Raw genomic sequence first — 21353 nt, 5'->3', positions numbered from 1 at the left:
AGCTTTAGTTCCTAAACTTGTTTCAGCGGCATTTTCATTAGCAAATCTGTCTGCAAATCGTTTCCTAGCAAGAACGGGTGTGAACCAAATTTTTTAAATCCCCATTTTTCATAAAAAGCAATGGCCCTTGGGTTGTGTTCCCATACGCCAAGCCAAACCACTTGATAACCTCGTAGTCTGGCAAGTTCAATACAAGTTTGCATTAAGGCTTTCCCCACGTTTTTCCCCAGGTAGTTTTTGACAGCATATATTCTTTCGATCTCAATTCCATTTGTGCCTGTCAATTCAGGTGGATTGTTGCCTTCTCTGAGTTTCGCATATCCGATCACAATACCTGCGTCTTCGGCCAAAATAAATGTTGAGGCGGGATCGCTAATTTCTTTTCTTACCTGATCTTCCGTAAATGTTTTTTCTATATAAATGCTCATATCCTCTTCAGTGTTCGCCTCAGCAAAAGTGTCGGAGAAGGTCTTGCGTCCGACCTCAACAAGAGCATCGATATCTTCGGCAGTCGCCAGTCGTGTTGAAAACGGCGTGGAGGTTTCAAATATTTGTTTTGATGAAGACTTCATAACTAAGCATTAAACCAGCTTTAATTCCATTTTTATGTTACTTCGTTTGTAAGGTCCGTCCACAGGTACTTCTACGAATCCGAGTTTTTTATAAAGTGATACAGCAGGCACCAGCACGGTATGTGAATAGAGAATGATTTTTGTAGCACCAAGATTTCTCGCTTTTGAGATGGCTTCTTCACCTAACGCCTGGCCTACTCTCAATCCACGAAATTTTGAGTCGACTGCCATCTTGGTAAATTCATAAGTGGTAGGATCAACATATTTCAAGGCCACCGTTCCTGCAATTTCCTTGTTGCAGGTCGCAACAAGAATTTTGCCCCCCTTGCTGATAATGTATTCATCGGGACGCTGAAGCACTTCATAGTCGATCGGCTCCATCCAGAAATACTCCTCGATCCACTGGCGGTTAAATTTTTCAAACCAGGGTTGGTGCTCCGGTTGATATTCGATCATTTCAAGAACTACATTTTCCATGGATTGTGAATGTTTTGTGGTTTTAGGAAACCTCCATCGATGATGAGTACTTTCACTCCTTTATGAGAATAAGTTCTATGCGCACTGGCCCCGTCGGTTACCTGGTAACTCATTCCTTGTGATAGCTTAAAAGTTTGTCCGTCTGAAAGTTCCGTAATCATTTCTCCTTCCAAACAATATAATATATGCCCGAGTTTGCACCAATGGTCTGCTTTATAATTTTCTGAGTATTCGACCACGCGGATTCTTAAAGATTCATATTGAACAGTTCGCCACCTTGCGATACCGGTTTCCCCAACATGTTCTGTTACGGGAATGGCGTTCCAATTGGTCGTATGAAACAAGATGGGCGTATGCGCAAGGTTCATCTTGAAAATTGTTGTTTCCATAATCTTCCAATTTGATAGCCCAGATTGACGATGTAAATCCCAGTGACCGTAACCAGTATAGCAATACCAATTTGAATGTTCAGCTTTTCATTAAGTACAATCCATCCCAAAAGGACGGCGACGATAGGATTCACATATGCATAAAGTGAAACGATAGTCATTGGTAATTTTCTAAGCACATACGAGTAGCATGCATACGCTACAATAGATCCAATGAGAACTAAATAAATAAGTGAATAGAGTGCTTCTGCTGACCAGGTTACACGGCTGAGATCTTCAAATAACAGAGCGCCTGGAATAAGCCACACCCCGCCAAAAAACATCTGCAGCCCTGCATTCATAAAAGCATTGCCATCGTTGCCTCGTCTTTTTAACCAGACGCTGCCGCCAGCCCAGCTGATTACAGCAATGAATATGGCAAAAATCCCTATCTGGTATTCGAGCTGGGAGAATTGTGCGAGGTGCTCTTTGAAGATCATGATAATACCTGCCAGGCCTAACGAAACACCGATCAGTATGGCGGCCGTTGGACGTTCTGATCCATTGATTCCCAGGTTGATTAAAATAACCATGACAGGCATAAGCGAACAAATAATAGCTGCAACGCCGCTAGGTATAAGCACTTCTGCCCACGCAACAAGTCCGTTGCCAAGTGAAATCATAAAAAAGCCTGCGATCGCTTGTCGTTTAATATGAGCCAGATTTGGCCAAACAACTTTTCGGCTCAACAGCATAAAACCAATTAATAAAGCACCAGCAATGATTTGTCGTATGGTGACAAACAACAAAGGTGGAAAATGCAATACTGCAATCCTTAACACCAGGTATGTAGTCCCCCAGATCAAACAGATTGCACCTAATGCTATGTATGGAATCAGTAAATCTTTTTTCACGGCTTCAATTTTAGCGGCGACTCTTAAACCCCATCAATCGCTGTAACGAAAGACTTAATTTCGTGATATACGGTAATTATTCCGTTTTCAATATCATGCGTTACTTCGTGAAAGATTCGCTTGATGTTCACAGATATACTTTCCCGCTGCAAGGCGAGGATAGCAATCACGATAACAATACCAGTAGAGAGTGCTCCAATCTTTTTCATGAACATCGGAATTATGGTTACAAAACTTCTTATTAATACGTAAAAAAAACAGTTTCAGTTTTATTATTTTGTACCAGATCAGTTTGCAGAGTCCTCCTGTTACAGTCTGACACAAATTATTTATTTTGCAATCATGTGTTTTTAAAATGATATGATGCGTGATCCGGTGTTCACAATAAGAAATGCACAACCCGAAGAATTCTCGGAAATCGGAGAATTGCTCGTACAGGTTTATTCACAGTTGAAAGGTTTTCCTAAACCTGAAAATCAACCTACGTATTACAATATGCTTTTAAATGTTGGTGTATTAACCAGTAAACCTGAAACAGAACTTCTTGTAGCTATCTCGGAAGAAAAGACGATTGCAGGAGCCGTGGTTTATTTTGGTGACATGAAGTATTATGGTTCTGGTGGAAGTGCTACCGAAGAAACGCGTTCTTCCGGATTTCGGTTGCTTGGGGTGAACCCCGCTTATAGGGGTCGCGGTGTGGGCAAACTATTGACTTTGGAATGTATTCGCAAGGCGCAAGCAAAAAGGAATTCTCAAGTTATTATCCACACGACAGATGCTATGCAAACGGCTTGGAAAATGTATGAACGTCTTGGATTTAAGCGATCAAAAGATTTGGATTTTATGCAAGGAGATCTACCCGTGTTTGGATTCAGATTAGCGCTTAAACTCCGATAGCACGATACGTGTTAACATACAACAATGCCTATTCCAATTCCAGATAATCAGGATCAATACGATACCGATCATATCTCGTTAAATTATTTTGCCTGATAACTTTTCTCAGTTGACGCGTATACCAACCTTTTCTTTCAGAATAATTTCTTAAATGCGTGACCAACTTATACGGATCATTGGTTCGCTGGTGGGCGCTTCGTAAACCTTTGTAAGCATTATGCCGGGCTAATACTTCAAAATAATCTGAAATCGATCGAGACATATCATCGTATGACCGGAGGAAGATGGTCTTATCGTTCCTATTTTTTCCAGCTGCGATCCGGGCCTCTTGGTCATTGAAAGACCAAATGCCAAATAGGTTACTGGCTTGCACAAAGAAACGAGACTCGCCCCATCCGGTTTCAATGGCAGCTTGAGCAAGTACGACGCTATTGGGCAAAGTGACCATTCTATTCAAGAGGTCATCGATATTTTTGGCGTTGTACTTTCGCTTCATCTCGGCGTAGTAAGCACTGTCGGAATTGTTCCAGATCTTTTTATCGCGGAGGGCCGTCACCTTTGTTTTACGGTTGTGAATCTCATGCTTTGCCACCAGTATCGACGGCAGGATAGCTGAAATGAATTTTCGTTTTGCCTGATGGAGAGGAAGGTGTTCAAGTCCAGTAATGTTGGTGTATAGAATCGGACATACCAGCGAATCGTGCATAGCGACTATCTGGTCTAAGGAATCGACTTTTATGATTTTGGATTTGATGACATAAGTTTGTTTACCGTCACATCCCGCCAGCACTGCAAAGGCAAGCGTGATACATGCAAAGCACCAGGCATGGTAAACAGCTTTCATAGTTTAAAATTATAAATGTTGAACATGTCATACAGATGAGATTCAGGTCTCATTAAGAGCATGTAAGTTTTAAGCGGTGTAAACCATGTTTCTTGTAACATCCCTGTTTACAGTGATAGGTTTTTAGGTTCGTCCCTTCTTAATTTACATCTTTAGTTATTAATTCAAGAAAGTAGTTGGCTGCGGTCTTTAAGTTTAGCGAATTATTTCTCGGGAAGGATACTGAAGCCACCCGATCCGAAGTCAAGCGGTTAATACTAACCGGCTACCTTGCTGCTATCTGTATAGTAGTAGCTGTTATGTATACTGTTTTTGATTTGGTAAGCAACGTGTACTATGCACTTCCAACTTATGGGGTTTTGTTTTTAATGGCAGTGCTTTCACTGCTTTTATTACGATCAAAAAAATATAAAGCAGCTAAGATCAGTTTAATTGTATCCATCAATCTTCTGGTATTCTGGTCTGCGTTGATTGATCCTTTGGAAACAGGTGTATTTCTATTCTTCATTCCAGTGGGCATAAGTTCGTTTGCCATTCTTGATTTCGACGACAATAAAACGGGTTTAATCTTGGTACTCTTCAGTTCCGCATTGTTTGTTATCGCATACTATAGCGATATCAAGATAATTGAAGTAACACCCCTCACGCAATCGTATATCCGGATCACTTTTGCCGTGAATTACTTTATTGCGCTTGCCATATCTGTGCTTGCTATATATTTCCAAATGAATTTAAATAAGCAATCAGAAGATGAGCTGATTCAAAAAGAGAACCTTGCCAGTCAGAAGAATGCAGAACTTCAAAAAGTAAATGAGGCCCTCGACCGGTTTGTATACAGCGTTTCTCATGACCTGCGTTCTCCGCTTAGTTCAATCCTTGGGCTAATTAATCTTGCAAATCTTACGAAGGACCCGGGCGAACTAAATCAAATTATTAAAATGATTCAGGGTCGTGTTTTAGCGCAAGACAACTTCATCCGTGAGATCATAGACTATTCCCGGAATGCCCGGACGGAAACTGTTTGCGAACCCATTGCTCTTAAAAAGCTTGTGGAGGAAGTAATCGAAAATTTAAAATTTGATGGATTGGCAGACAAGATCGAATTTAAAAAAGAAATCGCGGATGAATTTATTCTAACATCCGATAAAATCCGGCTGACGGTTATTCTTAGCAACCTGATAGGCAATGCTATTAAATATCACGATTTGAATAAGGAAAACCCATTCATACTTGTAGGATTCGATAGCGAACAAAATTCTTTGTTTGTTGAAGACAACGGCTCGGGCGTTATGCCACAGCACCAGCAAAAAATCTTCAACATGTTTTATCGCGGTTCGGATCGCGTGACGGGTAGCGGTCTTGGCCTGTTCATCACTAAAGAAGCAGTTTCGAAACTTGGAGGGACCATTGCTCTAACATCGGTTTATGGAGAGGGAAGTACATTCGTTGTGAAGTTTCCGAAGGAAACTACTGCAAATAATACCCGCTCTTCCGCACATAGTGTTGTTGCAAACCAAGTCTGATGCGCTGGAAAATTTGGCTCGTTAGATATCTTTAAATTACCGCCCCGAGGTCGCATGAACCCGACATTAACTATCGGCTCCTTTTATAACTCACGGACACACCTTCGTCCTTTGACCCAGCCACAGTAGTCTCATAGTTATTTTTACTTCTTACATATTGCATAAAGTCATTGATGCCGCTGAAATTGTTGTTCACGTTGTGCGCAGTGAAGCAGGCACCCACTGACAGCTTGGGATCGAGCTCTTTAAAATATTGTGTATACCAGTTCTTGTCAGCATCCGAAAAGACGAAATCGAACGGCCCCTCTAATTTTTTCACCAGCTCATGTGCATCGGCCAATCTTGCATCTACATATTCTGAAAGCCCTACTTCTCTTAAGTTTGCAAGCGCTTCTTTATACCTGTCCTCATCAATTTCTATAGTTATTAGTTTGCCCCCGGTTTTACTAAGCGCCCAAGCAATCCAAATTGTAGAATGCCCGGTAGACGTGCCGATCTCAAGGGCGGACTTGTACCTGTGCTTGACAATCAAATCATGTAACACCTGTCCATCCTCGTAAGGAACATTTAAGTCACGCCACTTCGATTTATTTTTCGTTAGAAACGCTTGAACTTTTTCATCAAGTGCTTTTTGATTTTTGTTGGCTTGGGAATAAACTGCCGTTGAAAATGAAAGCAAGACCAGGCATAACAAAATTATCCGCGGTTGAATCAACTGAAATTTCATATAGTAACTTTTTACAAAAATAAAAGAAACTGTTGTTCGGTTAACTATATTATAGGAGTGGAGGCCATTTGTTAGAATATTTTATGACTAACAATATTGTTAAACTGAGTCCACGGCAATTTTCTTTGTAATGGTTCTCAGTTCCTGCGCCAATGAATCTATAATTGACACCAGATTTATAGCAGATGATTTTGAGGGCTTCGCCACGAAAGCAGGTTTTGGTGAAAGCGTATACTCGCTATCTAAATTGGCGACAGATTCTTGTAAGATCGCCGGAATATTTTCCGACCATTGGGGCAAATTATCCTGAGGCATCATTAACAGGTCTTTTGGCGACAATGCTGAAATCCTGCTGGTTAGTGCATGGCTGGCAATAACAAATTGATGTATCAAAGTGGAACGCTTTCCTTGTCCCGGCTCGACAAGCATTTGCTGGAAATTATCAGACAGATTGGTTAAGGCAACAATTGCATCGTTGCGAGCCGTGTTGTAGGCTGAACGGTCCGTGCCTTGTCCCGTGATCTGGTGCCAGGCGGCAAGAAAATATTTTCGATTAGCCTCCAACACTTCTTGCATAGCGCTCTTAATATTTTCATGTTGCCATACTGGAAAAATAAATCGTGCCGCTAACGCAGCTATTATCGATCCAATCGCGGTATCCACCAGGCGTTCGCCGATTAAGTTTTTAAACTCTGTCGGATTAAGAAAGTGAAATGTGATGATAATATAAATGGTTAAGAAAATGACGAAACCGAGGTAGTTGATTCGTAAAAAACTATATGCCATCAGCATGCTCGAAATCAATAAAATTAAAAGAAATGTTTCATTAGAAACAAGATAAAGAATAAGACTCGCTGCCAATACACCCCCTAACGTACCAACTACCCGCTGTATGTTTCTCCGCCGCGTTACGTTATAAACTGGTTTGAGAATAGTTATAATAGTCAGCAATACCCAATACGTATGACTTACTGAAAGAAAAGCAGAAATTGTATAACCAATTATCATGGCCACGGTAAGACGCAACGCATATCTAAAATTATTCGAGCGTAACGTAAAGTTCTCCAGTATTAGCGATACATGAAGCGGTTTACTTTCTAACTGGCTGGCTGCATTCCGTTGTTCCTCTTCTTCATCCTGCAAAGTCGGGTTTATGTCAATTTGTAATTGCGTATACACAACGAGCCTGCATAGGCGGTTAACAAGACTTTCAATATTTTCCGTAGTTAATTCCAGGGCATGCAGACTTTGACCCACGACTTTCCCCGATGAATTCAATTTATGGTGCTGAAGAGCATTACGCAACTCATACAGTTCATTTGTAAAGTCGGGAGTCCGTTTTACAGGTACTCCCAATTGAATTGATAAACCGATATGCTCAAGTTCTGCAGCTAGTTCTAAAATTACGGTGTGAAACTTTTTTAGAAGATCCGTATGGCGCGTATGCTGATGTAATAGTTTATAATCCTGGTACGTGTACATGGTCTCTTCGAACAAATCCAGTGATTCTAAAAATACCATCATGATGCTTCTACTCTTCGGGCTGGCATCACTTACAAATTGTCGTGTTTTAAAAATAAGCTCGCGCAATTGATTCTGATTTTTCAAGACATCCACCTGCTCTTGCATTACCTTGGTAAAGGCAGCGTCGATATCCGATCCCGCTTCATAAAAGGCAGCACGTGCACGAATGTAGTCGGCAATCTGAATGAGCTGTTCACCTAGCGCTTGTTCAGCCAAACGGTATGGCTGAAGCCGGAATAACATAATGCTGAAGGTGGCATACCATATTCCTCCGCCTGCTGTCAGCATTGCGTTCAATACATAATTTTCATGATCACGCATCGGCGACATATTTAAAAGCATAACGACCAACGCCAATGTGCCAACGGCGCCGGCCCGTGCTCCGTAAATACCCAACAGGGAAAAGAAGAATGAAAAGACTAAAACCTGAAGTAGCAAAAGTACGTGGTTGTCAAACAGAAATCCGGTGATGAGGACCGTTAAGGCATTTAATATCACACCCGCAATCATCCCATTTCTGCGGTGATGTATGGGGCCAGGTGTATCCGTGAGGCTAACAAATAACGCACCCCATAAAAACGGAATACCTTCCGAAAGCCAACCTTTGTTTACCATGATAAGCATCGGCACCATTACCCCAGTGGTAATGCGAACTCCGGAATTCCAGTACTGACTGGTAGTAAACTTTTGTATTTCCTTTAAGTAGTCTTTTCCGGATAGCATGTTGCGCTAAAATACATGAAGTAGGATAATTCTCATGCTTTAAATAAATTCGTTTTATAATTTATGGAGGAGACATCCTATGAACTCCAACCCAAACGTTAACACAAGCCTGTCATCCCACAAACTGTAAAAATTCCGACAATGAAAACTTTCCAACGTGTTCCTCCTGCGCCCGATGTTATGGTCCGACTTTACATGGATTATAAAAATTCTGGTTTTAAAGGATCTTTTAAGAAATATTTGGAAAGCATCGGTTTTACTGACCCCGCGGAAGATCAGATTGGTATGGACGATGGCGCCCAAGTAAAACGGATGCATGCGTTTGCACCACCACACTTAATATCAGTGCCGGCACGCGCTATTGTTGGTTCACTGCGGGTTAAGGTGCTGCTCGTCGATTTCAGCGATAGGGTGGGTGTTACTGCACCGAAACATTATGAGGACTTATTGTTTTCAAAGAAGAAATATCCGTCCGGTAGCATGTATGATTATTTTACAGAGGTGACGCTGGGAAAAGTTGACATTACAGGTTCAGTTCACGGGTGGCTGCGAATGCCACAACCCTACAGCTATTATACAAATAAAAATTCAGGCACCAAGGAAAGCGATTACCCAAACAACGCTCAACGACTGGCTGAAGATGCCGTTCAGGAAGCGCTGAAGCATAATGTACGGTTTGAGACCGACTTGGACAAATTGGGCCAAGGTATTGTCACAGCTTTATTTATAATTCACGCTGGTCGCGGCGCTGAGGAAATGCCAATTGAAGTGTCGGGCGATCACATTTGGTCACATAAATGGACAATGGTAAATCCTGTTACAATTTCAGGTAACCTGCAGGCGAGCATTTATCTTACGGTACCACATAATTGCAAAATTGGTGTATGTGCACACGAACTCGGACACCTGGCATTTCAATGGGAAGATTTCTATGATCCGGATTTTGAAAATGATGGCTCCGAATGGGATGGTTCGGGGAGCTGGGATTTAATGGCAGGTGGTTCCTGGAACAATGGCGGCCAAACACCAGCACATCCGGCTGCCCTTCATAAATGCAGCATGGATGGATTAGCGTTGAAACAATAAAGGCCTCGAAAACAATTACGCTTAAACCGTTTAGTTCACGATCCGCGAAAGTTGTAAAAATCACTAGCCCTGCATTTAAACCGAGTCAGTATTTATTACTTGAAAACCGAACGCGAAAGGGATTTGATTTTCATCTACCAGGCGAAGGACTTCTGGTATGGCGTGTAGATGAGAAGTTGGATCAAAATGGTGTAGAGTCGCCAGCATTGTTGTTGATTCAGGCAGACGGCAAACATAATCTTGAAGATCCGGAGGATTGGAATGAAGGCGATGCGGGCGATCCGTTTCCTGGTAAATCCAAGACAACAAAACTTGGTGAAACCGGGAAGATCTCAACCAGCTTCGGTAGAAAGAAGTCAGGGATAACGCTAACAAGCATCAAGCGTAACGCTGACACTGGCGTGATCACATTGAAGGTAACGATTAGGAAGAAGTCTTCTTAAGTAGAGAAACCAGCACCCGTCAAAGGCAAGATCGGAGTTCTTAAAATTTCTCTGTTTTCTAACCCTCGGCTTTCATAATTCCTTTAGGGCGATGCTGGGAAAATTCATCACTCAACGAAAGACAATTGCCATTCCAAAAGATTTTTTTTAATAGTAAAGCTTCGTTCAGAAACTACCGATTGATAGATGTGCATTGCTTGATTAAAAAGCATCAGCGCATCATTATTAAAATTTGGTTCTCTGAAGTAGTCAAGGTTCTTTGATAGATAATCTTCCAATGTTTTTTTATCCTGATCACTTAAATATTGAGGAATCGTGCTCTCATTCATCAGATTTTTTAACCTTTCCTTTATAACGATTTCATTGTTTTTTACTTTAGCCATGATGATGTGAATTTCCGTAAACGGAAGATTATTATAAAAAATGGGATTGATGATCTCCATGATTTCTGAATACTTTTTCAAATCTGCCTCCGCGCTTTCAGCGGTTTGAAACAATTCGCTATATCGTTCGATGAGTCGCGCTGACTGACCATTTTTTGCTGCGGCATCTATAAAAAAAGAAATGATTTTTGCGTCAATCATTTTCAATTGATTTTCTGCGTCCGCTAGTTCTGCGTTCAATTGACTAGATAAGAAGGCTGCGTCTGTTTTTTTATATCTATTTCCGTTGAATTCGAAATTTTTCACAGGCATCACCCCCTGTTGAATTAGATCCAGATGATGAATGTCTGTCTTCATTCCCTCTATGATGTAAGGAAGATCGAGTGCTTGATCGTTCAATATATCTTCGAGACTTTTAGCATCCGATAATGACTCGCCGAACGATTTAAGATTAACCACGCTGATGTTTCTGTAGTTGAAAAAGCCTTTATATTTATGATTAAGCTGGTATTTTTCAACTTCTGTGGCATAAAGTTTTCGGAACGAATGCAGGTCAAGAGCCTGAGGAGGATTCTCGAAATTTACCCGACTATAAATTTTTTCAGTGACTTGTTTTTGCAAAGCTTCAGCATTTCTGAAAAGGGCCCATGCAGAATCGGTGACGGTCTCTGTCCGAATGTTTAACTTGTTGAGGTGTGCTTCACGGTCTTCTGTACTCGGGTGCGACGCCCATTGGTCTTTGATGACAAGTCTTGCTTTATTAAATCTTGCAAATGAGTTTGAATTTACCTGAGGAAGCCCATTGACAACGGGGATAGCTTGCTCTCGTGCAAACTGATTCATCAGGTCAATATGATGTGGATAAAGGTTATCAGGTTTCAAATTTTGTTTATGCCACAGATCATAGTATTCGAAAAGTCGGTTATAGGCATTATCAGCCACCTCTAGCCTTCGTAAAGAAGTAATCAAATGATCGGAACCACTAACATATGCTGAAACTGCATCCGCATGGAACTCCATTTGCCGTGAGAGCGCCATATAACTTTTATTTACAACAGCATACACCTTTTGCAATATCCATTGAATGGCAATCACAATCCGGATTGTAATATTTGCAAAAAAGGCAAAGTAGCCGCTGATATTGGCCCATCGCTCAAGTGTTTGCCCATAGTTATCATTATCATATAACAGGTTGTAGATAATCTGATTAACGTTATACACATAACTTCCCAGCTTCATACTGCGTTGCGAAAAGTGACCGAACTCATGCGCAAGAATCGCTTTGAACTCGCTAAGATTAACAGAATTTACAAGGCCTAGTCCTATTTGTAAATTCTTTCTGATGGGCAAAAACATACTCCAAAAACTTGAGTCGTAAAATACCGAGGCATTTACCTCAGAGGAGATATAAATTTTTTTAGGGAAGTCAGACGCTGTTTCCTGTGTTAACGTACGGATAAAGGAGAACAACGCCGGTTGATCGTGTTCCTTGATTTCAATAAGATGTGAACGGTCCACCTTGTTCTTCTTAAACAAGAATTTGAGAAGGAAAAAGATGACCATGACACCCAGCCCAACCAATCCAATGCCGATCATCAGCGTAAAAAACTTAGGCATATAGGTAACCAGCATGACTCCACCAAAGCCGCATAAGAAGGCTAATAATAGTGCCGCGACCATTAACAATAGATAGACTATCATGAAGAAAAAAATAGCAAATAAAACTTTCGTGACTTCTTGTTTAAATGCTTTTGAGGGTTGTAACACCGTTTCATCTACACCTTGGGGAGTGATCGGGTAAGAAATGGGAATTGCTGACATGGTTTAACTTTAATTTTAGGTAACTGGTCTTTGTCGAAATCAACCTTAATAAGGTTTATTGTCGGGAAGTAAACCAAGGAATTTTTTTTGAAAGTATTTAATCTTCCAGCATTAAAATTTGTCGGTTGATCTTACATATATGCTTTAACCGTTTTCCCCCTTAAAAATCATTTATTGGTTCTGGTCACCTTTGCAGCCGAAAGAAATCATTAAAATTTTAAGGAGGGATTGAATTGTGAAGAAAAGAATCGTTCGTATGATAAGTGTTTTGTTGTTTGTTAGTCTGATTGCATGTGAAGATATTTTTATCAGCCCCCTACCTCAGCAAGAGGAAAATCAGTACATCACACATTATTTGATTGAAAAAGGGGCTCACGATGCTAACCAGCTTCCTTCCCTTAAGGAAAAAATAAGCGAACTGAAATTTCAAGCGAAATTCGATAGCACCGCCATTTACACTTCTCAGAAAGCCAATAATCAGGCTGATATTAACAAGCTTTACGGATTGTCCGATTGTAATAGTCTCCACCAGGTTAATAGCGCGCGGTTTGGATGGAGATGGTATAACGGACAATTGCAAATTTTGGCTTACACCTATAACAATAAAGTCCGTGACTTCAAAATAATTGGCACAGCTTCCATTAATGCATATCACCAATATAAAATTGAATTTACGGCGACCTCCTACATCTTCACATTAGATAACAACACCGTAACGTTACCGAGAAATTGCTCGGGTAAGGCTAGCGGCTATAAACTGTACCCATATTTTGGCGGTGACGAAGTAGCGCCCCACGATGTTTCGATTTGGATTAAGGATCTTTGATCATTGTTAGTTCAGTATAACATTCGTATTTAAGCAGTGTTGTATTTCCTTTAGCAAAATGTTATATTAGTATACTTCCCTTACTAAATGACGTATTGCATGAAACCGCTCTTGGTGTTAACGTTGCTTTTTAGTTCATTATCGCAATACACGAGTTATACGTTTGCACAATGTAAAGACATTTCAGCTTCAGCAAGTTCCGCTGTTATAGAAAAGAAAGCATTATTTGAAGATGCTCACGGCTCAAAGCATTATAGTGAAGCGAAATGTCCCCTCAACTGGTTATTGGTACATGCCCCGAATCTCAGCACCAGCCTATATATAAAAGGTGCAGAGACTTTTGATGCACTCGCGCAGACTGAAAAAGATCTGAAACTTCAAAGCGTATACATTGATTCCTTGATGATCATCTATGATCTCCGAATAAAAAATTGCGGCGAGGAGGCTAATGTAACAAATCGAAAAGCATTATCTTTTTTTAAATATTATTATAATGATGATGCAAAGTCAAAGGAAATTTTGCCCCTTATCGATAGAGCTATTGCGTTGAATCAGGATAAGATCCTCGATGGCCTTGCCGAATACTACATGCATGCAGTGAGAATTTCTGCTAATCATAAACTACTTGATGAAACACAGGTGTTGCAGAATTATAATAAGATTACAACGATTATTGATCGCAAAATGAAAAACGCCCAAAGCGGGGGATTGCCCATTGCCCGTTATCAAAAGCTAAATGAAGATAATTTCGCTATACTTTCGACATTGGTAAAAATCAATTGTGATTTTGTTAAAAAGAATCTTGCCGATGAATTTCAAAAAAATCCTGGCAATATTAACCTCGCTAAAAATATTTTCAACTTTATGTTGAAGGATAAATGTACCGAAGATCCATTGTGGCTTCAAGCTGCAGAGGCTGTCCATGCTGTTGAGAGAGATTTTGGACTTGCTAAAATTCTTGGAATAAAATACTTATCCAATAAGGAGCATGATAAGGCTACAAAAATGTTAGACGAGGCCCTGCAACTCGCTTCCAATGGGTCCGATAAGGCGGAAATAGTTGGATTGCTGGCACAGCAGCAACAAATATTGAATAATCATATTAATGCTCGCGAGCTGTACATCAGAGCACTCGGTATTGATCCATCAAAAAAGGAATTTTATGCAAGGATCGGTGATATGTACATGAACAGCTATGATGAGTGTGCTAGACAGAAAAGTAAAGCGGATGACCGCCTTGTTTTTTTAATAGCCTATGATATGTACGAAAAGGCTGGGGACAGGCCGAAGATGGCAAATGCAAAATCATCATTTCCTTCTATTGAAGAAATCTTTGAAGTCAACTACAAGCGTGGAGATAAAATCAAACTTGCTACCTGCTGGATCCAGGAAGAGACAATCATCAGAACGCGGAATTAATAGTTTACATCGAATTTGCCCTTAGAAATTTCCCTTCTGAATTTAATTCATTGAGGACAGCCGAGCAAAGGAGTTCCGGCATTTCTGAGGAAAAAACGTTGTGATCGAACTTAAAAACGTGTGATGAATACATCTCAGGATTGGTAGCTGCCGTCGATGCCCACACGCTTTTGCACTTAACCCAATGATATTTTTGATCCAATACATTAAATATGATCAGATCGTCTTCCGATAATCCATCACATGCAAGAAATATTGGAAAGTCAAACAGCACAATTCCTTCAAGCTCGGGGATTAAATTCGCATCGAAGAATTCGTACTTCAATATTTTACTGGAAATTCCGATGTTATACAAATATTGATGCAATAGCTGCAACTTATCCTGCATCTGTTGAAAAGGGCTTAAGTTCTTTGCGAAATTTTTAATGGGTCTCCATCTATTGGAAGTAAATTCCAAATATTGTAGTGCTGATTTTCCGATATTCAGCTTATAGTCAAATAACGAATATCCAGGCACAAAATATCCTGGGTAGAAATATTGCAATCCCAATTTCTTGCAGTATGCTATTTTAAGATAGATCAGATGTTTTCCCAAGCTGAATTTTTTATACGAGGGATCATAAAAACTGCTAATGCCTGCGGCGCTGTTTTCTCCTAAATCGAAAAATCCAACTGCGATCAATTTATTTTGATCGTAGATATTTATTTCCTGGGTATTGTAGACGTTATGCGTGGCCTTACCATACAGAAGCGTATGTAATGAAGCCGATGCTTCAAAGGAAATATTCTGCTTATAAGCAAAAAACAATAATTCTTTTTCTGGAGTTACGGTTGCCGGCTTAATTTGGATTTTGAATCGTTCATTTTTTTTCAACAGCTTCTTTTGCGTATTATCTTGTTCAAAATCTGTCAGCAGCATCCGTAACCAAATGGCACTATAGAAATTGCTTTTAAAATTTAGAAAATTTGTGGTAAAAATGGTTTGGCCCATGCGGAACCATCCGCGCTCAAGGTAGTGATCAAGCTCTTGAGGAGCTAACATTTCAGGGCAGTGTACTTGAGCAAACATAATTTCCAAAAGTACAAACTTTACCAATTCAAGACATAAATGTTACTGGTCAGTTTGCACAATTATATTGATAACTTCTTCTGGCTATCCGTGTTACTGCGGGAGGGTTTTAAAGTTTATTTTAAGCGGCAGCGTCCCTTCTGGCCTTTGGTCGATGAATGGATGTCGCGAGTTTACATTTTGACCATCGCTTTATTACTATTTAAATCTCCGCACCAGAGATAAAGAATCATCCTAATTGTACCGCTAATCGCTTGTATAACATTCTGGCTAAAACGATTCTGTATTCCATGAGTCTTAAAAACTAAAACCAGTATGTGGAACGGTAGGTGTTAGTATTGCCGTATTGAATATATCGAAACGTTATGTTTTTTTGGGAGAGCACTTGCCGGTGAAGTTTTCCTTCTTTGGCGCTTCTAACCTTCGTATAATTCTATTTTGCTATTTAAAATTAAAGTCTTAGCTTAATTCGTAATATTAAACTAAACCAATAATGAGTAAGCGTTCTGTCTTTTTAACTACAGTTGTTTTCTTCGCTGTTTTTCTTGTAGCATACCAAACAATTCCTCATGCGGATCGCATTCAAAAACCAAAAAAGGTCTTGAAGGCACTGATTATCGATGGCCAGAGTAATCATGGTATCTGGCCAAAAACCACTGCTATGATGAAAGATTACCTGGAGCAAACTGGTTTATTTACGGTAGATGTTGAACGCACTGCTTTTGCCTGGGTCGGCCCACACAATGATAATGACCCTGGGTTTGGCAAGGAAAATCGGTTAAAGGTGTTGGATCAATATCCGATAGCCGGATCAAAAAAAATTATTTCTGTTGAAGAGCCTAAAACCGATCCGGACTTCAAACCTGACTTTTCTAAATATGATGTTGTCATCTCCAACTTTGGATGGAAAGCTGCACCATGGCCAAAAGAGACGCAGACTGCTTTTGAAAATTATGTAAAGAACGGCGGGGGATTTTTACTTATACATGCAGCGGATAACTCATTTGGAGATTGGGTGGAGTTTAATAAGATCATCGGAATGGGTGCGTGGGGCGATAGAAATGAGAAGCATGGACCCTATGTTTATTACAATGATGCAAATCAGATTGTAAGAGACACTATAAAAGGAGCGGCAGGATCGCACGGAAAACAATATGAGTTTGTCATTACGACGCGCGAACCGTCACATCCCGTTACGAAAGGGATGCCCGCAAAATGGCTTCACGCTCAAGATGAATTGTACGATCGGTTAAGGGGTCCAGCAGAAAATATGAAGATTCTTGCAACAGCGTACTCGGATGAAGAAAAGAATGCGTCTCCTTTTTCATCATTTCGCGGCACTTCACATCATGAACCTATGATGCTTACTGTAAATTATGGCAAAGGCCGTGTATTTCATACGCCTCTTGGTCATACTGACTATTCCATGGAATGCGTTGGCTTTATTACCTTGCTTCAGCGTGGGGCCGAATGGGCAGCGACCGGAAAGGTGACCACAAAAATTCCTGCAGATTTTCCTTCTGCTGATAAGGTGAGTTCGCGTAAGTGGGCAAAGAAAAATTAAAATTTTCTCAAATTATTTTGCATACCGACATGCGGCAATCAAATTGTTGCATGTCTTTTTTTTAGAACGCTTTGTAAAATTGATCAGCCAACCCTGACGACAGTATTAGGATTCCAAACAAAGAATGCTCGATTGTTACAACCAAAAGTGATTTTGTGTTGAGGTAGGTGAGCGAGAATATCAGACCTCCTACGAAGGTAAAAAGCAAAATGGTCCAGTTGGCGAAATAGAGGTGAGCAAAAGAAAATAAAATCATGTTACAGATAATCGCTACTGCTTTATGATTAAGAAGTGGCTCGTATCGATAAAAGAAAAATTCCCGGAAAATTAATTCTTGCGGAAAAGCCGATGATACAGGATAAATGAGGGTCATCAAAAGCAATTGTTTATTCACACTGAAATCGGCAAATAGCGCATTTGAAGAAAAAAATTTAATCCATAAAAAGATCACAATGTTTAAAGAAAGAAAGCGAACTACAATCGCCTTCCAATTGGCTTTCGTCTTAAACCGGTCAGGATTAATCGGTTTATTGAGTCCCAGCACTATTACACAATAAACAAATAAAACCACCAGCGGAATTATTTTGTGAACGGGTATGAGGTCAAAGAAATAGAGCAAGGGGAAAATGATGAACAAGGTGGTTAGTTCAAAAAGAAGAAACCACGTAGGCGGATTTCGAATCATTTTAAAGCCTCCATAATTTTCTAAGTCCTTCCGTTTTGCCCAGCAAAGGATCTGCATCTGGGATTGGAACCGCTGCGATATTCTGATCTGCCTTTGGTCTTTCGCCAACCTCCCCTTTCAACAAATCCCAATCTCGTCCGTCGGGATAAGCTCCCACCACTGCAAAGTCGGAACTTGCACCAAGATTCTTGTGCCCTACGCCAGCAGGTATAACAATGACGTAGCCAGCGGTTACATTTACTTTTTTGCCATGTTCTCCCCCAAGGTGTAAGAGCGCTGAGCCTGCATAAACTCCTAGCACCTCGTGCGATATGCTGTGATAATGATGGAATGGATAAATACCGTTATCCCAGGCGTTAGTCCAATTGTTAGAAGCAAAATGTGTTTTGAGTTTCGCTGCGGTTAGCTCGGAAGAGAATGCATTTTTATAAATCAACACTGGAAGTTTGCTGTTAGGAATTTTTCCGTCATCGTCGAAAAAGAAGGTTTCCGGATGGATTGAAGGATTCGTCATCGTCTTGCGTATAATATTATAATATCAGGAATGGTTAACACGAAAATACTACTACTTCGTACCCCTTATCAAAAATCGGGTCGGTATCAGCCTGAGAACTCATGTCGAACAATATTTTAACAAAGTGCCGTTGATTGTGTAATTATCCGCACAGTTATGTTGAATTTTTCAGCAATCACCCAGTTGTATTTTACGCCTTTTTACACTAATTGTTCATTTGATATATGCAATTGACACTTTCTTCCCGGTTTATTCTTTGGTATGGTAGTTTCTAGATAATGGGAAAAAGATGTTTTACCATTAAAGATACGTATATGAAAAAAATAATTTTGACAGGATGCGCAGCTGTTTTATTCAGCATCGGTGCAATGGCTCAGGCACAAGATACCACTTCAATCAACAACAATTTGCGGCAAGGTGCTCAGGAAGTTGAAGAAAGTACGGAGGAAGCAGGTAATGAAATTCAACAACGGAGTGAACAGACCGGCAACGAAATTAAAGAAGAGAGCCAGGAGGCCGGGAATGAGTTACGTCAGGGCGCTGAGCGTACCGGTAATGAAATAGAGCAAGGTGCAGAAAATGCGGGCGACAAAGTTGAGCAGGGTGCAGAAAAGGCGGGAGACGAAATTGAACAAGGTGCCGAGCGTACAGGTGAACAGATGGAGCAAGGAGCGGAACGGGCGAAAGATAAGATGGACGATGATGGAACTCCATCCTCTAACAATACCGTTGAACCCTCTTCTGATGCAACTGGTAATAGTCCAAGCATGGGAGCAAATACTTCGTCGGCCCCGGCTGAGATTGAAGTCATAGAAGATAAGGAAGGTCCAAACAACCAGGTTGTTTATAAATACCAAGGCGGATTATACTATGTAGATCGCGATCAGAAACAATTAGTAAAAATCGAAGAATCGCAATTGAAGGACGCTGAACATAAAGCAATCGTATCTAACGATGATGAAAGTAAAAGAGATAACAAATAGTTAAGCTTTATTACTAAGAAGACCTTCCCGAAATTCAATTTCGGGAAGGTCTTTTTTTTATGTTCTATCCTACTACGGGCGACATTTTCCTTCGCCGGATTAAGATATATACAATTATTGCTGATAAAATGATAAAGGGCCAAATGCTGACCAAGGCAATAATTAAAACCATAAAATTATCCCATCCATTTTTTAAGGACGTGATCAACTTTGAGGCAAATCCAAAGTCAGCAGCCGTCGTTTCAAAATAAGAAAGTGTAATAGTGCTTAGTGCTACCTGGTTCCTCAAATAATTCAACCGTCCTTCCATGGATTCTATATTTGAACGTACATCCTCCATTTGACTTTCGATCGATAGCATTTCCTCCACCGTCTTGGCAAATTTCAAAAGATCACGGTAACGTAATTCAAGATCTTTTTTGGTTTTTAACCGAGCTTCTACGTCTATGAATTCTTCTGTCACATCCTGCGTGCTTATATTTTTGTTTTTAAGTTGTAGCCGGAGTGCTCTAATCTTTCAATAAATGCATCGAATTTTTTCCCAGGCAGTCGGATCACTTGTTCATAACGGAATCTATCTTGATAATTGTCATGATTTTCAGTAGCGATAAATCCGTTAAACTCATGACATAATTTTGTAATCTCTTCTCTTGTTTTTCCAATGTTAGCGGTCTCAAATGTGACAGTGGCATTTTTAATGAGTTTTCGTTCAACCTTAGTTATGTTAGACTGCTTGGCGGCCGTGGTCATGAAAGGGGACGCTGCGTCGGATTCGGAAATTTCCATATCGGCCAAAATCATTTCACCCGCAGCTTCTTCGTTAGCTACAAATCTTGATTTTTGAAAGGATGAATTTTCACATGATGCGAACACTAGGACAATTAACAGTATGCTACACATTTTCATAAGATTGATATTTTCACTATCCCAATTTGCTTTCATAATTCTCATTTAAGTAAAAAGTAACAGACCATTTGAAGCATTTATATAATAGATGCAGCACTTAGATATTTTCCATAACCCCGCAACAAAAATTTCGTATAGAGGTAGAACTGAGCCGTATTAAAATATTCTTTAAGCTATTCCAACGATACCTCTTCTCCTCGTGTCTATGGATCATAAAACGAAATGCAATGAAAAAAGTCCTTTTGGCGGTGGCAGTTGTCATCCTTGCTGCTTGTGATAACGAAGAAAATAACCCAACACCCACACCACAACCGTCCGTCCTGATTCCCGTGAAAATGGAGGACGTCGATGGTTATCGGGAACTGGTGTATGATGCTTCAGGAAAAATAAGTGAGTTAGCGATTGTAACGAAGTTCGTAAATGGATCAGAAATGAAAAGCGTTCAAACACTCATTTATGATAACTCCGGCAAGTTAACCGAGTCAACTACAGATACAGGATACCGTATGACATATTCATATGATGGCGTGGGCAGGGTTTCAAAAACAGACGAATATGTAAATGGCACATGGTCGCAATTGCATGAATACGTTTACAATGACAAGGGGTTTCTAAAAGAAAGCATTACGTATCAAAATATTCCGGAAGAAGGGGGAGTTATTCCCGTCGCAAAAGACACTTATACATATGATGCTAATGGAAATGTTACCTTCCAAACCCTTTATCATTATACGCCTTTCGGCATCGAGGCAAAAGTCACTTCCACTTTTACGTTTAGTGGTTACGATAATAAAATAAATACGGAGGAATATTTTGATGTTCATCCCTTCAATCCCTTTGTGAAATTCAGAAAGAATAACCCCGGTAAAATGGTTGTTCAAAATGCACATGGCACAACTTCAGTTGTAGAAACGTATGAATACAAATACAATGAACAGGGATTTGCGACTGAAAAGACGAGTTACGTAATAATGCACAATGGTAATTCGGGATCGTATACGACAAAGTATTCTTTCAAATAAATCAGCTGCGAGCTTAAGGAGGCCTGGCAGGTTACAAGATTAGATGAATTTCGTTTTATAGCT

The 21353-nt window shown here is 40.2% G+C and carries 23 protein-coding genes; 9 read left to right on the top strand and 14 right to left on the bottom strand.

The features are described 5' to 3' along the window. Positions 1 to 11 precede the first annotated feature (11 nt). From P2W71_RS02865 to P2W71_RS02845, 5 genes are read right to left on the bottom strand one after another with little or no spacing between them, the layout of a single operon-like run. A complete protein-coding gene (locus P2W71_RS02865; RefSeq protein ID WP_276366776.1) occupies positions 12 to 572 on the bottom strand; it encodes a GNAT family N-acetyltransferase in 561 nt (186 codons plus the stop codon). A gap of 9 nt (positions 573 to 581) precedes the next feature. After that, positions 582 to 1049: a GNAT family N-acetyltransferase gene (locus P2W71_RS02860; protein WP_276366773.1), complete on the bottom strand. Its 468-nt coding sequence runs from the start codon at positions 1047 to 1049 to the stop codon at positions 582 to 584. Next, the gene (locus P2W71_RS02855) at positions 1037 to 1438 is read right to left on the bottom strand and encodes a DHCW motif cupin fold protein (RefSeq protein WP_276366771.1); all 402 of its coding nucleotides are present in this window, start codon (positions 1436 to 1438) and stop codon (positions 1037 to 1039) included. Before P2W71_RS02855 ends, P2W71_RS02860 begins: the two co-directional genes overlap by 13 nt. Next, positions 1414 to 2331 (bottom strand): EamA family transporter, encoded by a 918-nt coding sequence (locus P2W71_RS02850; RefSeq protein WP_276366768.1) that lies wholly within the window; start codon positions 2329 to 2331, stop codon positions 1414 to 1416. Before P2W71_RS02850 ends, P2W71_RS02855 begins: the two co-directional genes overlap by 25 nt. Positions 2332 to 2354: 23 nt before the next feature. Then, positions 2355 to 2540 carry a hypothetical protein gene (locus tag P2W71_RS02845; protein ID WP_276366766.1) on the bottom strand — a complete coding sequence of 62 codons (186 nt, stop codon included), beginning with the start codon at positions 2538 to 2540 and terminating at the stop codon, positions 2355 to 2357. Positions 2541 to 2691: 151 nt separating this feature from the next. Here P2W71_RS02845 and P2W71_RS02840 point away from each other — a divergent pair, with 151 nt between their 5' ends. Beyond that, on the top strand, positions 2692 to 3228 hold the full coding sequence (locus P2W71_RS02840) for a GNAT family N-acetyltransferase (RefSeq protein ID WP_276366763.1): 537 nt from the start codon (positions 2692 to 2694) through the stop codon (positions 3226 to 3228). Positions 3229 to 3256: 28 nt separating this feature from the next. Here the strand turns inward: P2W71_RS02840 and P2W71_RS02835 are convergent, their stop codons facing one another. Beyond that, on the bottom strand, positions 3257 to 4072 hold the full coding sequence (locus P2W71_RS02835; RefSeq protein WP_276366761.1) for a glucosaminidase domain-containing protein: 816 nt from the start codon (positions 4070 to 4072) through the stop codon (positions 3257 to 3259). A gap of 176 nt (positions 4073 to 4248) precedes the next feature. Here P2W71_RS02835 and P2W71_RS02830 point away from each other — a divergent pair, with 176 nt between their 5' ends. Beyond that, positions 4249 to 5595: a HAMP domain-containing sensor histidine kinase gene (locus P2W71_RS02830; protein ID WP_276366759.1), complete on the top strand. Its 1347-nt coding sequence runs from the start codon at positions 4249 to 4251 to the stop codon at positions 5593 to 5595. A 70-nt stretch (positions 5596 to 5665) separates the two neighbouring features. Here P2W71_RS02830 and P2W71_RS02825 read toward each other — a convergent pair whose 3' ends face one another. Continuing rightward, the gene (locus tag P2W71_RS02825; protein WP_276366756.1) at positions 5666 to 6322 is read right to left on the bottom strand and encodes a class I SAM-dependent methyltransferase; all 657 of its coding nucleotides are present in this window, start codon (positions 6320 to 6322) and stop codon (positions 5666 to 5668) included. Positions 6323 to 6421: 99 nt separating this feature from the next. Continuing rightward, positions 6422 to 8569 carry an FUSC family membrane protein gene (locus P2W71_RS02820; protein ID WP_276366754.1) on the bottom strand — a complete coding sequence of 716 codons (2148 nt, stop codon included), beginning with the start codon at positions 8567 to 8569 and terminating at the stop codon, positions 6422 to 6424. 141 nt (positions 8570 to 8710) lie between these two features. Between P2W71_RS02820 and P2W71_RS02815 the strand changes: the two genes are divergently transcribed. Next, entirely contained in the window at positions 8711 to 9655 is a 945-nt protein-coding gene (locus P2W71_RS02815) for a M6 family metalloprotease domain-containing protein (RefSeq protein ID WP_276366750.1), read from the top strand. Then, entirely contained in the window at positions 9622 to 10098 is a 477-nt protein-coding gene (locus P2W71_RS02810; protein ID WP_276366746.1) for a hypothetical protein, read from the top strand. The genes P2W71_RS02815 and P2W71_RS02810 overlap by 34 nt, the downstream gene beginning before the upstream one ends. Positions 10099 to 10205: 107 nt before the next feature. Here P2W71_RS02810 and P2W71_RS02805 read toward each other — a convergent pair whose 3' ends face one another. Further along, complete coding sequence (locus P2W71_RS02805) at positions 10206 to 12302, bottom strand: M48 family metallopeptidase (protein ID WP_276366743.1); 2097 nt, start codon at positions 12300 to 12302, stop codon at positions 10206 to 10208. Between the two features lie 235 nt (positions 12303 to 12537). Between P2W71_RS02805 and P2W71_RS02800 the strand changes: the two genes are divergently transcribed. After that, positions 12538 to 13128 (top strand): hypothetical protein, encoded by a 591-nt coding sequence (locus P2W71_RS02800; protein ID WP_276366740.1) that lies wholly within the window; start codon positions 12538 to 12540, stop codon positions 13126 to 13128. Positions 13129 to 13227: 99 nt separating this feature from the next. Continuing rightward, a complete protein-coding gene (locus P2W71_RS02795) occupies positions 13228 to 14547 on the top strand; it encodes a hypothetical protein (RefSeq protein WP_276366738.1) in 1320 nt (439 codons plus the stop codon). 4 nt (positions 14548 to 14551) lie between these two features. Here the strand turns inward: P2W71_RS02795 and P2W71_RS02790 are convergent, their stop codons facing one another. Further along, complete coding sequence (locus P2W71_RS02790) at positions 14552 to 15589, bottom strand: arginyl-tRNA--protein arginylyltransferase (protein ID WP_276366735.1); 1038 nt, start codon at positions 15587 to 15589, stop codon at positions 14552 to 14554. 520 nt (positions 15590 to 16109) lie between these two features. Between P2W71_RS02790 and P2W71_RS02785 the strand changes: the two genes are divergently transcribed. Further along, positions 16110 to 17180 carry a ThuA domain-containing protein gene (locus P2W71_RS02785; protein ID WP_276366732.1) on the top strand — a complete coding sequence of 357 codons (1071 nt, stop codon included), beginning with the start codon at positions 16110 to 16112 and terminating at the stop codon, positions 17178 to 17180. Between the two features lie 61 nt (positions 17181 to 17241). On the opposite strand, the gene P2W71_RS02780 is transcribed toward P2W71_RS02785, so the two are convergent. Beyond that, positions 17242 to 17865: a CPBP family intramembrane glutamic endopeptidase gene (locus tag P2W71_RS02780; RefSeq protein WP_276366729.1), complete on the bottom strand. Its 624-nt coding sequence runs from the start codon at positions 17863 to 17865 to the stop codon at positions 17242 to 17244. Position 17866: 1 nt separating this feature from the next. Then, entirely contained in the window at positions 17867 to 18379 is a 513-nt protein-coding gene (locus tag P2W71_RS02775; protein WP_276366726.1) for a cupin, read from the bottom strand. 314 nt (positions 18380 to 18693) lie between these two features. Here P2W71_RS02775 and P2W71_RS02770 point away from each other — a divergent pair, with 314 nt between their 5' ends. Next, complete coding sequence (locus P2W71_RS02770) at positions 18694 to 19362, top strand: hypothetical protein (protein ID WP_276366723.1); 669 nt, start codon at positions 18694 to 18696, stop codon at positions 19360 to 19362. A 64-nt stretch (positions 19363 to 19426) separates the two neighbouring features. Here the strand turns inward: P2W71_RS02770 and P2W71_RS02765 are convergent, their stop codons facing one another. Both P2W71_RS02765 and P2W71_RS02760 read right to left on the bottom strand, forming a co-directional pair. Then, complete coding sequence (locus P2W71_RS02765; RefSeq protein ID WP_276366720.1) at positions 19427 to 19825, bottom strand: DUF4349 domain-containing protein; 399 nt, start codon at positions 19823 to 19825, stop codon at positions 19427 to 19429. 11 nt (positions 19826 to 19836) lie between these two features. Further along, a complete protein-coding gene (locus P2W71_RS02760; protein ID WP_276366717.1) occupies positions 19837 to 20304 on the bottom strand; it encodes a DUF4349 domain-containing protein in 468 nt (155 codons plus the stop codon). Positions 20305 to 20495: 191 nt separating this feature from the next. Here P2W71_RS02760 and P2W71_RS02755 point away from each other — a divergent pair, with 191 nt between their 5' ends. Next, positions 20496 to 21290, top strand: coding sequence for an RHS repeat domain-containing protein (locus P2W71_RS02755; protein WP_276366715.1), 795 nt, complete (start codon positions 20496 to 20498; stop codon positions 21288 to 21290). Positions 21291 to 21353 lie beyond the last annotated feature (63 nt).

Origin of the sequence: Chryseolinea sp. H1M3-3, assembly GCF_029360725.1 — a bacterium.
GTDB lineage: Bacteria > Bacteroidota > Bacteroidia > Cytophagales > Cyclobacteriaceae > Chryseolinea.
Note: the sequence above shows the minus strand (reverse complement) of the source record. Positions and strands in the feature narration are given on the sequence as shown.